Source organism: Nocardia jiangxiensis NBRC 101359 (assembly GCF_000308615.1).
In the GTDB taxonomy this organism is placed as follows: Bacteria; Actinomycetota; Actinomycetes; order Mycobacteriales; family Mycobacteriaceae; genus Nocardia; species Nocardia jiangxiensis.
The window spans coordinates 145,469-161,124 of sequence record NZ_BAGB01000174.1 but is presented as its reverse complement, the minus strand read 5'-3'; the positions used below and the strand labels follow the sequence as shown (position 1 = coordinate 161,124).

10 protein-coding genes are annotated in these 15,656 nt (G+C 67.7%); 1 reads left to right on the top strand and 9 read right to left on the bottom strand.

Translation table 11 applies throughout. The annotated features are described in order from the left end of the window. The first annotated feature begins 9 nt into the window (after positions 1-9). Positions 10-1,056 (top strand): SPFH domain-containing protein, encoded by a 1,047-nt coding sequence (locus ON40_RS46965; protein WP_040832517.1) that lies wholly within the window; start codon positions 10-12, stop codon positions 1,054-1,056. 238 nt (positions 1,057-1,294) lie between these two features. On the opposite strand, the gene ON40_RS46960 is transcribed toward ON40_RS46965, so the two are convergent. The 9 genes from ON40_RS46960 to ON40_RS46920 all read right to left on the bottom strand — a co-directional run bounded on the left by ON40_RS46960 (position 1,295) and on the right by ON40_RS46920 (position 15,656). Beyond that, complete coding sequence (locus ON40_RS46960) at positions 1,295-6,208, bottom strand: NAD-glutamate dehydrogenase (protein ID WP_051194634.1); 4,914 nt, start codon at positions 6,206-6,208, stop codon at positions 1,295-1,297. 141 nt (positions 6,209-6,349) lie between these two features. Beyond that, positions 6,350-7,075, bottom strand: a complete 726-nt coding sequence (locus ON40_RS46955) for a hypothetical protein (RefSeq protein ID WP_040832516.1) — start codon at positions 7,073-7,075, stop codon at positions 6,350-6,352. Further along, positions 7,072-8,175, bottom strand: coding sequence for a discoidin domain-containing protein (locus ON40_RS46950; RefSeq protein WP_040832514.1), 1,104 nt, complete (start codon positions 8,173-8,175; stop codon positions 7,072-7,074). The genes ON40_RS46955 and ON40_RS46950 overlap by 4 nt, the downstream gene beginning before the upstream one ends. A gap of 77 nt (positions 8,176-8,252) precedes the next feature. Next, on the bottom strand, positions 8,253-8,603 hold the full coding sequence (locus ON40_RS46945) for a helix-turn-helix domain-containing protein (RefSeq protein ID WP_051194670.1): 351 nt from the start codon (positions 8,601-8,603) through the stop codon (positions 8,253-8,255). Between the two features lie 15 nt (positions 8,604-8,618). After that, positions 8,619-10,328: a type VII secretion protein EccE gene (gene eccE, locus ON40_RS46940; RefSeq protein ID WP_051194633.1), complete on the bottom strand. Its 1,710-nt coding sequence runs from the start codon at positions 10,326-10,328 to the stop codon at positions 8,619-8,621. Further along, positions 10,325-11,680, bottom strand: coding sequence for a type VII secretion-associated serine protease mycosin (gene mycP / locus ON40_RS46935; protein ID WP_040832511.1), 1,356 nt, complete (start codon positions 11,678-11,680; stop codon positions 10,325-10,327). Before mycP ends, eccE begins: the two co-directional genes overlap by 4 nt. Then, complete coding sequence (eccD, locus tag ON40_RS46930) at positions 11,680-13,212, bottom strand: type VII secretion integral membrane protein EccD (RefSeq protein WP_040832676.1); 1,533 nt, start codon at positions 13,210-13,212, stop codon at positions 11,680-11,682. Before eccD ends, mycP begins: the two co-directional genes overlap by 1 nt. After that, positions 13,209-14,729 (bottom strand): CpaE/TadZ family protein, encoded by a 1,521-nt coding sequence (locus tag ON40_RS46925; protein WP_040832509.1) that lies wholly within the window; start codon positions 14,727-14,729, stop codon positions 13,209-13,211. The genes eccD and ON40_RS46925 overlap by 4 nt, the downstream gene beginning before the upstream one ends. A 36-nt stretch (positions 14,730-14,765) precedes the next feature. After that, positions 14,766-15,656, bottom strand: coding sequence for an ESX secretion-associated protein EspG (locus ON40_RS46920; protein WP_245568300.1), 891 nt, complete (start codon positions 15,654-15,656; stop codon positions 14,766-14,768).

The following is a 15,656-nucleotide window of genomic DNA, read 5'->3' as shown; positions in this document are numbered from 1 at the left end:
AGTAGTGCTGTGGCGTGGTTCGACAGGGAGTTCATCGCCGTCCCCGAGGCCCGCAAGAGCCAGCTGGTCTACAAGTGGCCGGATGTGAGCATCCGCCGCTACTCCCGGGCGCTGGTCAACGCCGACGAGATGGCGTTGTTCGTCAAATCCGGCCAGGTGGTCGCCACGATGGGCCCCGGACGGCACCGGGTCGACGCCGACGAGCTGCCGGTGCTGGGCGCGCTGGTCGACTCTGTCACCGGCGGCAACTTCTATCGCGCCGAGTTGTACTTCGTCTCCACCCGGGAGTTTCCGGGCGTCAAATTCGGTGGGCGACTGGCCGATATCGTCGACCCGGCCAGTGAGCAGGTGGTGACGTTGCGGGCCTTCGGCGAATTCGCGCTGTCGGTGCGCGAACCCGAGCAGCTGATCACCTCACTGTCCGGAACGACCGATCTCACCGATCCCGCGGCGGTGCGGAACTGGTGTTCGGAACTGCTCCTGAAATCCATGAAAGTGACCATCACACAGGGGATTTCCGGCCAGGAATGGCCGGTTCTGGGGCTGCCCGCGCACCTGCACGCCATCGAATCGGCGGTGCTGCGCCAGACCAACACCACCCTCTACGAATACGGTCTGCGCATACCGCGAATGGGCAACTTCGACATCACCCTCGCGCCCGAGGACGCCGATCGGCTCAAGCGCCTGGCCAAGGACAAGACCTACATCCGCCTCACCGGCGACTTCCAGCGTTACGCGGCAGGCGAATTGGCGCTGGACGCGGGCCACGGACTCGCCCAGGGTGGGGGCGGCGGCGCGGGATTTCTCGGTGCGGCCTTGGGCCTCAACGCAATTGCGCCGCACACGACCGCACATCCGGCTCCGGCACCGGCCCAACCCGCCGCCATGCCCATCTGCCCGGCCTGCAGCACCCCCAACCCGGCCGGCGGGCGATTCTGCGCCAACTGCGGCGAACACCTGAAATCTCCTGAGCCACACCACTGCACGGCCTGCGGACACGAGCTGGCCGCAACAGCCAAATTCTGTAGCTCCTGCGGTGTGGCCACCGGACGCTGACGGCCGGGCCACAACACCGACGAGCGCGGACATCGCCCACGCCCGTGGCGTCGTCACTCCCCGCGAACGCTGCCGACGGGATCGAACAGCGCGGGCGCTCGGAAGTCGTGCCGTGGACTCGACCAACCAGACATCGTCGGCGACCACGCCACGCGGCACAGCCGACCGGGCCACCCGGGCGGCACAGCCGACCGGGCGGCTCCCACAGGGCGCGACCCGGTCGGTGACGCCGCGTCGGTCAGTCGATGATCGCCGGGCCTGCCTCACCGGTGCCGACCAGACCGCGGAACTGGCGGGCGGCGACGGACAGGGTCGCGAGATCCTTGCTGTCGCTTGCGAAGATGTCCGTCAGCGCCGACCGGGCGCGGGCCAGGCGGGGGCGGTTGGTGGACTCCCAGTAGGCGATCTTCTCCGTGGCGCTCTCGGCGGGTTCGGTGATGGTCAGGACGTCGATCGTGAGCGAGCGCAGTGAACCGTACAGATCGTCGCGCACGGCCAGCCGGGCCAGTGTGCGCCAGCGGTCGCCGCGATCCAGACCGGCTACCTCGGTGAGCAGGCGCTGGATCTCGAAACGGTCGTCCAGAGCGAAGTAGAGCGCCACGACCTCCTGCGCGTCACGCTGGGTGATATCGGCGATGTCGAGTACGTCCAGCAGCGAGAACCGGTGGATCAGCAGGTACACCTCCTCGGCCAGGTCGCGCGGTGCGCCGCGATCGATCGGCCCGCGCGAGCGCCGCAGCAGATCGGCCGCGAGCGGACCGGGCTGCCAGGCGGGCACCGACAGCGTCCGCACCCCCTCCCGATACCTCGCGATATCGGCGCCGATCGCGATCGGCTGCGGGCGATTGGCCAGCAGCCAGCGGCAGGCGCGATCGAGCGTGCGCTCGGTTTCCAGTTCCAGTTCGTCGCGGACCGCGGCCGGCATCGGCGTGGTGCGAATGCGCTCCCACAGCGAATGCAGATCGAAGATCTCCACCGCCGCGGTGAACGCGCGCACCGCGTCCGCGGCGTCGGCTCCGGCCTCCTCGGCCAGCCGGAAGGCGAAAGTGATACCGCCGTAGTCGATCATCTCGTTGACCACCGTGGTGGCGACGATCTCCCGGCGCAGCGGATGCCTGCGGATCGCGGGGCCGAACCGTTCGCTCAGCGGCTCCGGGAAGTAGCCCGGGAGCCGGGCGGCGAAGGCCGCGCTGTCCGGCAGATCACCTGCCAGCAGTTCCTGCTTGATCGAGAGCTTCACGTGCGCGAGCAGATTCGCGATCTCGGGTGAGCTGAGCCCTTCGCCGAGCGCTGCCCGCTCGCTGAGTTCGGCATCCGAGGGCAATGCCTCGAGCGCCCGGTCCAGGCCGTGCCGGGCCTCGAGATCGGCGATCAGTCTGCGATGCACCTCCAGCATCGAGCGCGCATCGCCCCGGGACAGGCCCATGCAGAAGTTCTGCGAGATGTTGTCCCGCAGAACGAGTTCGGAGACCTCGTCGGTCATCGAGGCCAGCAGCCGGTCACGGTCGGCCGCGGGCAGTTCACCGCCGGTCACCAGGCCGTCCAGCAGAACCTTGATGTTGACCTCGTGGTCCGAGCAGTCCACACCCGCGGAATTGTCCAGTGCGTCGGTGTTGCACTTGCCGCCGTTGCGGCAGAATTCGATGCGGCCCAGCGGAGTCAGGCCCAGGTTGCCGCCCTCGCCGATCACCCTGGCCCGCAGGCGATTCGCCTCGACGCGCACCGGATCGTTGGCCTTGTCGCCGACATCGCCGTGGGATTCGGTCGACGCCTTCACATAGGTGCCGATTCCGCCGTTCCACAGCAGATCGACCTGGGCGAGCAGGATCGCCTTGATCACCTCCGCCGGCGGCAGCGCGGTCACCCCCGGGGCGAGATCGAGAGCGGCATGCACCTGCGGCGTGATCGGGATGGCCTTGGCCGACCGATCGTAGACGCCGCCGCCCGCGCTGATCAGCGCGGTGTCGTAATCGGCCCACGACGACCGCGGCAACGCGAACATCCGCGCCCGCTCGGCGAACGAACTCGACGCATCCGGATTCGGATCCAGGAAGATGTGCCGGTGATCGAAGGCTGCGACCAGTCGAATGTGCCGCGACAGCAGCATCCCGTTGCCGAACACGTCACCCGACATGTCTCCGACACCGACCACGGTGAAATCCTGTGCCTGTGTATCGATGTCCAGCTCGGCGAAGTGCCGCTTCACACTCTCCCAGGCGCCCTTGGCCGTGATCCCCATCGCCTTGTGGTCGTAGCCCACGGACCCGCCCGAGGCGAATGCGTCACCGAGCCAGAAGCCGTACGCCAACGCGACCTCGTTGGCGATATCGGAGAAGCTCGCGGTGCCCTTGTCCGCGGCCACAACGAGATACGTGTCGTCGCCGTCGCGGCGTATCACCCGCTCGGGCGGCACCACCGCACGCGACACGCGATCCACGTTGTCGGTCAGATCCAGCAGGCCGGAAATGAATGTCCGGTAGCAGGCCACGCCCTCGGCCTGCATCGCCTGCCGGTCCGCCGCCGCGTCACCGGTTGCGGCCGGGGGATGCTTGACCACGAATCCGCCCTTGGCACCCACCGGCACGATCACGGAATTCTTGACCGCCTGCGCCTTGACCAGCCCCAGGATCTCGGTCCGGAAGTCCTCCAGGCGATCGGACCACCGAAGGCCCCCACGCGCCACCGCACCGAACCGCAGGTGTACGCCCTCCACCCGCGGCGAGTACACGAAGATCTCGAATTGCGGCCTGGGCCTGGGCAACTCGGCGATCGCATGTGGGTCCAACTTGAACGACAGATGTTCCCGGGGCTCCCCGGCGTCGTCGCGACGGTAGTAGTTGGTGCGCAGAGTCGCCGTGATCAGTCCGAGGAACGCCCGCAGGATCCGGTCGGTGTCCAGGCTGACCACGGCATCGATGTCGGCTTGCAGCCGCCCGGATACCGCCGCCGCGCGTGCGGACGCCACCGCGGGGACGCCATCGGGATCGAAGTAGGCGTCGAACAACTCGGTGAACCACCGCGCAGCCGCGGGATGTGTGGACAGGACTCGGGTGATATTGCCCAGGGTGTAAGCGAAACCGGCCTGCTGCAGGTATTTCGCGTAGGCGCGCAGCACGGCGATCTGACGCCAGTGCAGTCCGGCCCGCAAGATGAGTTCGTTGAGGCCGTCCACCTCCGCACGACCGAGCCACATCGCGGCGACGGCATCGGAGAAGCGTTGCCGCACACCATTTTCCGGGCGCGTATCGAGCATCGAGGACCGGGCGAGTTCGGATTCCAGGTCCTGGTCGACCGCGCCGCGCAACAGCGTCGCCGGCACGCGCAGCCCGAAATCGTAGATCCATCGAGCCGCCTTGCCGGGCAGTTCGATCCGGTACGGCCGTTCGTCGACCACTTCCATGCCGAGGCTGTGCAGCAGCGGCAGCACCCGGCTCAACGAGACCTCGGCGCCGGCGACGAACAGCGTGAAACGCCACTCCCCCGAAGGGGATTCGGGGTCGCGGTACAGATTCGACTCGACCCCGCCATCGGCCAGAGCCGCCAGCCGCCGCAGATCGGCGAGTGCCCGATCAGGTTCGTATTCCTGCTGGTAGCTCGTCGGGAACGCATCCGCATACCGCTGAGCGACGGCCGTGGTGATCGCCGGAGCGCTCGCGGCCGCGGCGACGAGGCGGTCGGACCAGGTGCGCGTGGTCTCGAACAGGAGTTCCTGGATCCGGTCGCGGTTGGCTTCGGAGAGGTCGACCGGCTCGATCGCTTGGTCCCGGTGCACCGTGAAATAGGCTACGGCCAAGTCCGATTCGGTGACGCGCGCCGAATAGGTGATCTGCGTGCTGGCGAATTCGGCCGCCAGCACATCCTGCATGGCGAGTCGGACCTCGGTGGAATACCGGTCTCGCGGCAGGTAGACCAGGCAGTAGACGGCCCTGCTGCGGTTGTCCCGGCGAAGGAACAGTCGCACCTGGCGGCGCAACCCCAGATTCATCACCGAGGATACGGTTTCGAACAGCCGCCGCGCCTCGGTGGAGAACAGCTCCACGCGGGGGAAGGTCTGTAGCACCTCGAGCATCGCCTGCCCGGAGAAGGAGTTCAGGTCGAGCCCGGCCCACTCGATGACCTTGTGGATCCGTTGCGAAATCACCGGGATGTCGAGGATGTCCTCATGCAATCCGGTCACGGTGAAGGTTCCGACGAACACGTGCTGACCCGGCATCGTCTCCGGCACCTCGGCGACCGGATTTTCCCGACCCGGGTCCGCAACACTGATGAAGCAGAGGTCCGCCGCGCCCGGCAGCACCGATTCGATGGAACCGTTGGCCAGCTGCAGCACCGAACCGCCGGCGGCCGCACCGACCGAACCGGCGCCGAGCACACCGAGGCCGTTGCGCAGCACACCGAGCCCGGTTCCGGTCGCCTGGCCGAACTCGGCATCGGTCGCCGGATCGGTCCGGGCAACCGGGTAGTAGCCGTAGCCCATCACCGTGAAGTGACCGTCGGCCAGCCAACGCAACAGCCGCGAACTCTCGTCGATCTCGGTGTCGCCGGCCACGCGCACCATCCGATCCAGGCGGTCGGCCAGCGCGCTCATGGTGCTCACCATGCGGGTGGAGTCGTCGTTCACCCGCCGCAGTTCGGCCAGCAGCGGTGTGAGCACTCGTTCGACGCGATCGAGCAGTTCGGGGTCGACCGAGGGGTCCAGCTGTACGTGGATCCAGGACTCGGAGGCCACCCGGCCGCTCCCCCCGGGCCGGTCGGGCCGACCGGCCGACTCGCGCGGCACCACCGACTGCAGCCTGCCCACGGTGTCCCGGGCAACGTCGAATACGGGGTGAACGACCTCGGCGACCGCGACGCCCAGCTGGCGCAGCGCCGAGGTCACCGTATCGACCAGCAACGGCATGTCGTCGTTGACGACCTGGATCGCAGGCCCGAGCCCGCTGCCGTCGTCGGGCCGGTAGACACGGGTGATCACGAGGCCCGGCCTGCGCACCACCGCGAGCTCGAGATGAGTGCGGAAGATCCGCTCGGCGCGATCGGTGATCGTCGGTGCCGCGGCGCCGCGCTGAATCCAACGGAAGTACACCGCCTCCAGATCGGTCGGAGCGTCACGGAACCGCTTCAGTGGAATCGTCTGCTGGGTGATTGCCGCCATCGGACCGGGCCTTCCCTCGGTTACGAGACTCGTCGTCGCGACTTATATGCCGCTAACTAACGGTACATAAAGTAGTGTGCCATAACACTTCGCGGATTTATCCCCAGAACTGGGAACGGGGTTTGCGTAACCCGGGCCGCATCACCGAATCAGCCCGGCCCGCACCAGGAAGGTTCGGGCAGCGTCCCGGCTGGCGAAGGTGCCCGTTTCGATGTGCAACCCGGTACGGAGGTCGGCGTACCACGCGGTGGTCGACGGGCCGATGGCGACGAAAACCGGGCCGTCGACCAGGACCGTGGGGTCCGCCGCACGCCAGCGGCGCACGGTGTCGGCCAACTGATCAGGGCTGTCGACCTGCACGGACAACGGCAGGGCTCGCCCGCTGGTGAGACCTCCCGACAGGAGTAGATCGGTGCCGGCGATCACACAGTTGTCGCCTCCGGATTGCGGGCACGATGCGGCCGACCGCACCGATTGGGGCAGCGTGTTCAGCGGGTCCATCCCGGGCATCGACGGCAGGCCACCCGAACACGACCTGATGAGCACAGTGGCGAGAATCCCCATCAGCGCGAGAGCCACCGCGGCGACCTGCCAGGTCACCTTCGGCAGCAGCGTGCTGAGCAAGCGTTGCAGGCCGCTCGCGACCGTCGCCGCCTCCGCAGTTGCCCCGGTGTCGGCCACGGCTTTCGCGGTGCCCACGACCGCATGTTCGACGGCCGAAGCACCCCGACCCGCTCCGGTCAGCATCGAATGCCCGGCCTCGGCCACCCCTGCGCCGGACAGCGGTGCACCGCAGTGCGCGCAGCGCGAATCCGCACCGGCGTTATGGTGCGAACAGTATTGGCAGACCAGGTGCGAAATGCTCAATTTCCGGTGATCACAATCGAGGAGATGGCGGTGGTGTTGGCTGAGGGGTCGCCCTTCGACTCCAGGATCGTCAGCGTGACCTTCGACGCTCGAACCGGCGGTGAGAGCTTCGTGACCACGAGGCTGCGCTCGTCGAGAGTCTCCTGGGTGTAGGTGGTCAGGTTGGAATCGTTGAACTGATACGAGACGCGGCTGACCGTGCGGTACTTGGTCCATTGATCCGCGCCGTCCGCACCGACGCCGTCCCAGCCGGGGTCGATGCCGATCGAGTCCACCTCGTAGGCCTTACCGAGGTCGATGGTCAGGACCTGCCCGTCGACCTTGTAGGCCCGCACACACGACCATGCCTTTCCCGACTGGCCACCGAAGGCGTCCATCGCATCGGTACTGCCCGACGGGCAGTGTGCCCGTGCCGATTTCACCTGGATGGTGGAGGACGCCGCCTCCGTCGTCGTCGGGGCAGCCGAGGAGGTCGGCGCCGCCGCCACCGGCGTGATGACCGCGAGCTGATTCGTCTTCTTGTCGTTGCCGCCGGTCGTGACGAGCAGCAGAACCAGCAACACGACCACCACCGCGCCCACGATGAGAGCCACCCTGGGTTTGCGCAGCTGGACCACCAGATCGCGGCCGAACTTGGCGGCGGAGGGCGACTGGGACGCGGAGGAAGCCTGGGTTGCACCACCATTGACCGTGGGAGGCGCTTCCGGCTTGCTCGCCGCCTCCGTCGGTGCGGTGAATCTGTTCGCGGCCGATTGCCCCGGGTCCGAGGAGAATTCCAGGCCCGAGGAGGGATCCGACGACTCGCCGTTCAGCAACGCCATGATGCGATCGCTGGCCTTCGGAGCACCGCCGGTGCGCCGTGGACTCGGCGCCGCGTATCCGAGATCGGAATCGGGCTCGACTCCGACCGGATCACCTGCCGCCGACTCTTCGGCGCCTTCACGGATGATCGTCGGCGCACTGATCGCCGAACCAGTGACGGACGATGCGCCCGCCGAAGGGTCAGCGCCGGATTGCCCCAGGGCAGGATCGGAAAGCAGAGCCTCCAGAACCGCACCACGACGGCGAATGAAAATGTCTCCCGGGTCCGATTCGGACATCCTCAGATGATATCCACGACACCACGTTCCGCCGATCGACCACTATTCCCACCCAGGAGAATATGCGGCCGCGGCGGTCAGGAGTTCTTGTCCGGTGTGACAAAGTATTCGGGCGGCACGTCGAATACCCGCGCCAAGGCGATAATCAGATCGAGCCGCGGAATCGCCTCACCGTGTATGAGCCGGTACAGGCCCGATTGCGATACCGGAACATCCGGATAGGCCAACTCGAGATGCTGCGCCAAGGTGTAGAGCGTCAGCGACCGGGTCAATCCGTCCTCCGTCGAAACGACCGATTCGGCAATCAAATCCGACAGCCGACTGGAGAAGATTGTCGCTGCCACCTGCCTCGGACTCAACACTTCTGCACTGTCCTGCTCGAGCAAATCTTCGTCGGTCGTCTGAGAATCAGCCACATTGATAAACACTACCGTCGCCTCCAATCACCGCACACGAGGGTTGTCGGGCAGTGGAACTGTTGTAGATACCTCGAGTGCGGTGCCCGGACCCGACACTTCAGGTATCGCGGATGAAGATTCGAAATACCGGGTTTCGCCGCGCGGCTCGATCAAATCCACCCGCACGGTCCGCATCGGGATGCTGACATCGACCGAGGTCGCAGTGACCTGATCGATCGCCAGATCCGCCGTGCGGCGGTGCGGTGCGCCGGGCTCACTGATGGTGACAGTGGTGTGCGCAGCCGACACCCTCGGAGGCATCTGGTCGAATACGGCGATCGTGGCGGGCGACACGGCGGGTCCCGGTTCCGCGCCGTCGGGATCCTGCGCCAACCTCAGCGACGTGGAATCACCGACCACCGACACCAGCTGCGACCAGCGTTGCGGACGGGTCGAATGTACCTCCACATCCGCCCCGACCACCATCGCCCGCAGCACGATCTGTTGTGCCACAGGAAGATTCGCGTGAACATCGATGGTTCGGCGCTGCGGATTGTAGCGTGCCGGATCGAACAGCGGCAGCGCCAGGGTGTGCTGTGGTTGCCCGCTGATGGCCCCCAGGATCTGCCCGTTGGGACCGATCGCGATGGGCAGTTCGGCGAGCAGTTCGTCGGATGCGAGGTCGTTGCCCGAATCGTCGCGCGGCACATCCCGGATCGAGGTTCCGGTGGGGAGCGTCGCGAGCAGTGCCACGGACTGCCACCCGCCCAGCGAACGCAGATAGCCCGGCGGCGAGGTGCTCAGAGCGGGCCCGACGTAGCGCACCAGACCGCGCGATCCGAGAGCGCCACCGGTCAGGCTCACCACCAGGGTGGTCCGGCCCCGGTTCCAGGTCCAACAATCGTCGAGACCCGCGCCGTCCAGCCGGGTCCAGTCGATGAGGAAACTGGATACGCTCCGCCCCGGCACCGAGGACTCCAGGTGGCCCCATTTCTCGCGCAGGTCCGACAGTTCGACTCCCGCGTGCAGCAACCTGATCGCCTCGCCCAGGGCTTCCGCCGGTAGCGCGTGGGCGGCCGTCCCGCGTTCGCGTAGGCGGGCGGCGATCCGATGTGCCGCGGTGGCCAGTGCCTTGGGCGCCGACTCCTCGACCGGCCCGCGCCGGGCCAGAACCTCGAGATTGCGTTCCTGGTCCAGGCGGACCACCAGCCAGGTCTGCCGATTTCCCACCACCGGATGCGAGCCGATCAACTGGTCGTACAGCATGCTGTAACTGCTGGCCGATCTGACCCGCTGCGCGGTCGTCACGATGTCGATGTCGATGTCGATGCCGTACTGGTCGAGCATCGGCAACAACGCGTCGACCGGCACGGTGTCCTCGGTGTACAGCGTGTTCTCGCCGATCACCGTGGGCAGGTCCAGATTCGGCGCCAACTGGATCATCGCGACCAGTATCGAGCCCGCCTCGTGGATACCGCAGTCCCCGGCGGCTATCGTCACATCCCGCACGGACAGCGGCCTGGCGCGGAGCCGGGCACGAGCGGTCCGACCGACCCGATACCCGGCCCAGTCGAGCGACCACCGGACCGCACTGCGCCCGTTCACTCGGACGATCGCGGAGACCAGTAGGACCGAAACCACCGAGGGGCCGATCCACCAGGGCAGCCGACCCCACATCCCGACCAGCACGAAGCTGCCGCCGATCACCACTGCGGCAACCGGTCCACGATCGAGACTGCCGACTCGAATACTCACCGCCGTCTCCCGATCACGGAATTCGCATAACTCGCGCCCAGTCCCAGCAGGACGGCGACCACCACGACGATCGTCGCCACCGCGGCCGGCCGGTAATCCCTGGGGCGCGGCGGTTCGGGCATGGTCAGCGACGACCACCGGAACAGCCCGACCGGCGGCTTGGGCGGCGTGCGATAACTCAAAGCGGCCAGCGGATCGATGACACCGGCCCCGACCGTGTTGTCGACGCCACCGGCGGGCGAATGCGCCGAAGCGGTCAACCGCGAGGCGATCTCGCTCGGCGTCTCGTTCGGGAAACGCGACCGCAGCAGCGCAGCGACCCCGCTGACGTAGGCCGCGGCGAACGAAGCACCACCGACCGCTACCAGCTTGTCCGGCTCGCCGACACCGTTGATCACCCCACCGCCCCCCGGGCCGAGCGACTCGATTCCGGCGCCGGGTGCGGCGACCGAAACCCACGGTCCCCCAAGCGAATCCGTCATCGCCGCACCGTTGGCGTTGGTGAATCCGACGGCCAGCACATCAGGCGCGAACCAGCCCGGCGTGGATATCGTCTTCACCGCCGCCCAGTTCCGGGAGTCGGCGGGCCGACCCGGATCGATGGGCGGATTCTGCTCACAGCCCGAACTGCCGGTGTCGCCGGCGCCGGCCACGATCAGCGCGCCCCGGACGTGCACGGCGTAGGCGATGGCAGCGGACACTATCGACTGATCGACGTGGGCATCGGCAGCCATGCAGACCGGCAGGGCCACCGTGATCACGCCGGCCCCCAGATTCGCCGCATGCGTGATGGCGCGGGCCAGAGCCCGGACATCGAGGTTCACCTGCTGGTTCGGGTCGGAACTCGCGGGCAGGTCGGCCCGGAACGCGCCGGAGTGGTATCTGATGGAGATGAGTTTGGCATCCGGTGCGACACCGGCGAAGCCGTCCCCGGAATCCGCTGCGCCACCGATGATTCCGGCGATCAGCGTGCCGTGCGCGTCACAGTCGGACAGGCCGTCGCCGCCGGCGGCGATGTAGTCGCCGCCACCGGTCAGGTTCGGCAGCCGCGGACTCGGCGAAACCCCGGTGTCGACGATGGCGACCGAGACACCGGCACCACGGCTCAGCGCTCGCGCACGCCGCAGATCCAGCGCTCGATCCGGCGGCGGCACCTGTGTCAGATCGCTGTCGCGCAGGACACCGGTCGCCAGGCAACCCTTGTCCTGTTTGGTCGGCAGTTCGGGTCCGGGCGCACCGTCGGGAGGTGTCGGACCGGCCACCACCACGGGCGGATCCAGCGCCGCCGCCGGGGCCGCGGCACAGGCCATCACCAACGCCGCCAGCATGGCCGCGGGAATGGTAAGTCGCATCAGATCGCCCGCATCGCGGTGTAGACACCCATGATCCAGAAGGCGATTATCGGGATGATCAGGATGAACGTGTACTCGATCAGGTCGACGACGCGACGAGTGACCGGAGAGAGTCGCTTGTCCGGCAGTTTCATCGCCGCCAGGCATCCGGTGCCCGCCGCGAGAATGACCACCACGGCGACCAGGAGCCGGGCCGGCGCGCTGTCATACGCTCCCATCAGGACGAAGCCCACACCCGCCACCGTCGCGACAGCAGCGGCCAGCAGCGAGAGCGCCTGGACCCGGTCCGGATGCCACCGGGCCCTGAGCACCAGGATCCCGGCGACGGCCGCGGCCAGCACGATCTCCCGGATGCCCCCCGGGCTCGCCGCGGCCGACAGCACCGCGGCGGTCGGCAGCAGCACCGACATCGCGGCAATCAATCCGCGCAAGCTGGTCACGGCCAGCCGGGCCCGGCCTTCGATGCCGGATTCGCTGTGCTGGTAACGGAATTCGGGATCATCGGCCGGATCGTGGCCCTGGTCCATCTCGCGAGCCGATTCGGTGTCGAAGATGTCGGCGAGGGTCGCGGGCGCGACCTCGTTGCCGGGGTCCGGCAGGTCGGGCGGCCGGATGCGGGCGGCTGCCACCGCCAGCCGCGGGGCCATGGTGAGCCCGACCAGTCCGACGAAGGCGGCGCCGCCGGCCACCTGTCCCACCGAAATATCGACATAGGCCAACGGGAACGCGAGGACGGTCACCATCGCACCGAGCACCGTGACCGTCATCAACGTGGCGATGCCCCGGCGTGTCAGCCGCATCATCGTGGCCGCGGCGACGGCGGCCACGGCCGCTCCGGCGGCCACATTGGCCGCGGCGAACCCACCGGGCCGCTCGTACGCCGACGGCACCAGCATCGCACCACCGGCGAACAGCAGCGGCAACGCGGTCAGCGACAGTCCCAGGCACAGCGCCGGTGCGGCGTGCCGCCGCCCTGTGATCAGCGCCGCCGCCCAGCAGACCGCGCCGAGCAGCAGGGCCGGCAGGCCACACCACCCGAGGGACCCCGACCGCGACCACGACAGCGACAACATCGCCGCCGTCGCGACCGAGCCGGCCACCAGGACGGTCAAACCGGCGATCTTGGCGGTCTCGGCGTCGAACTCGGCGAATTCGCGTTCGTTGATCCGAGCCAGCGCATCGGTGATGTCCTCGACCACCGGGGTGAACATCTCCGCCGTTTCGACCACCGACAGCATCAGCACGGCGCCGTCGACGATGTCGTGATCGGCGAGGCTGCGCCAGCGTGGCATCGGCGGTTCGCCCGGACGAGCCAGGCTCCACTGCCCGCTCGGCGGGGTGAAGTCGACCGTGTCGTCGTCGATCGAACTTGCCAGCACATCGAGCAGGTCATCGATGTAGGTCTCGATCGTGAACTTGGTCGGTACGACCACATCGACCTGGTAGCTGGCCACCATGATCGCGATACGAGCCCGCGCGACCTCCGCGGAGGCCTGCGCCTGCGCCGGAGCCGGTGCATAGGCTGTGCTCATCGCCACCCTCCGCGGTCACCCGAGGCCGCCGGGTAGCTGGGGAATCCGTCCGCCACCGCGGCGGCCAGTTCCTCGAACGCCAGCGCGGTATCGCTCTCGAGCAATCGCAGATCGATTTCGCCGCCCTCTGCCAGATGCTCGTCGTAGGGCACCAGGCGGGTAGGCCGCTGTGCCGAGGCGAACAGCTTCTCGATCTCGTCGACCTCGACCGTCGGCCGGGCCGCATGGTGGCGCACGATCGCGATGATCGATTTGGCGATCAGCTGGTGCAGCCCATGTGAATTCAGCCAATTGAGGGTCGCGACCGCACCCTTCACCCCGCCGACGGTGGCCGGGGTGACGACCACGACCGCGTCACTGGTTCGCAGCACCGCGTTGGTCACCGAATCCAGCACGCCCGTCCCACAATCGACGATCAGGAGATTGTAATGCCGCCGCAGCACCTCGACCGCCGTCGTGTACTCCTGTCCCGACAACGCTTCGGTGGCCTCGGTGTTCCACGGCGACGCGATCACCGCCAGATCGGAATTGTTGATCGAGGTGAACGAGTGCACCGCGGAGAAGGCGTCCAGATTCCTCGCCTGCGCCAGGTCGCGCAGGGTCAGGCCGTACGGATGGCGGCAGGTGCGGGTCGGCAGATCCCCGAAATCCGGGTTCGCATCGATGCCGACCACACGGTCCGGCCGCAAGCTGGCGAAGGTGGAACCGAGGGCGGCGCTCACGGTGGTCCGGCCCACACCACCCTTCACGCTGATCACCGCGATCTGATAGGTCGAGGTGAGCTGACGGCGGATGCGGCCGCGGCGATTCTCGGTGCGCTGTTCGGCCGGAGACAATCCCAGATTGAAGCCGACCTTGTTCAGCGCGCCACGCATACCACTCTGGGACTTCAACTGGGCGCGCCGGGCGGCGGCGATGTCGGCCAGGAGATCCACTGAGGTCAGCGCGGCAGGCAGCACCTCGACACGCGCGGCGGTGTCGTAATTGACGCGGTCGGGCACCCGGGCCGTCGGCGGGGCCGCGTCGGGCTGCTCTGCGGCCCTGGAGGTTTCGGGGATTTTCGCGGATTGCCATGCCGCTGCGGAGTTTCCGGCGGCGGCGTCGAATCGTGGTGCGGCCGTGGCGGCTTGCGCGGGCGGGGCTGCCGCGGGTGGTGCGGTGTTGGCCGGCGTCGGCTCCTGCGCCGACCACGTCTGGTTCTGGTACCGGTCATCGGCCGACGACGTCGCGGCGGGCCGCGGCGTCGGTGTGGCGGTCACCGATCCGGAACCTTCGAACTGTGCGCTGCGATCCGGTTCTCGCGGCGGTGCGGGAACTTCGGGCCGACCCGCGGAGAAATCCGGCGTGCCACCGGTCGGGGGCGCCACCGAGGCCGAGGCGCTCGTCCCTTCGGCGGCCGCGATCTCCTTCCGCGCCGGCTGAGCCTGCTCGTCGACCGGCGCGAAGAAGGCGTCATAACCGCCCCGAGCCCGTACGGACTCGGTCGAATGACCGTTCATACTCGGTGCTCGGTTCATTTCCCTCATCCTCTCGAAGAACCCAGCGAGAACATTTCAGCCGGTTCTGCTGGTTTCGAACCAGCTGCGGCCGGGCAACATATCGATCAGTGCCCCGATTCCCGCGTGCAGGGCCGTGTCGTACCCCGGGGTGTAGGTCGCCCAGACCTCGCCGTCCAAAGCCACACTCGGTGAGACGACGAACCGGCCGGATCCGGTGTCGAACACACTCAGGCACACCCCGGGCTGTGGTGTGGAGCCGTCGTGGTGCTCGATCACGACCACCTCCGCACGCCGCACCACATCACCGAAGACCCGGCTGAGCACACCGGCGGTATGTGCTGTGGCACCCAGCTCGACCAGACCTCGTCGCCACTCGGCCGGGTCGGACAACACCTCACCCAATTGCTCGGACCGCGCCGTGATCGGGTCGAACCGCAACGCCTCGCAGGGGCCGAGCGCGGCGGACAGAGCGGCGGTGACCGTGTCCAGCTGCCGGTCCGGTCGGAATACTGGCTGGATGACGACATGGTCGCCACAGCGCACCGCGAGCACATGAGTGTCCTGCGAACGCACCAGGGAGAATCGCAACATATCTCCCGGCTCGCCCTGCGGCCCGAAATCCACGATGCGGGAAGCCAATTCGACATCGGGCCGGTACAGACACTGCAACCAGTGCTCCACCAGCGGGTGAACGGTGTTGTCGATGAGCACACCCGCTTCGGCCAGCCGCTCGGCTACCGCCTCGTACGCCGGGTCCAGACCACCGAGGTGGTAGCTGCTCGGCAGCAGTGCCAGTACCGGTGGATAGGAGTCGATGCCGACCAGATGTTTCAACAACAGGGCGGCATCGACATTCAGGTCGAGGGCGACCGGTTCTTCGTTCACTCCTTCGCTCGACGGCTGGCCGATGGCCGACGGCAGTGCAGCCGTTCCGTTATCGGACAT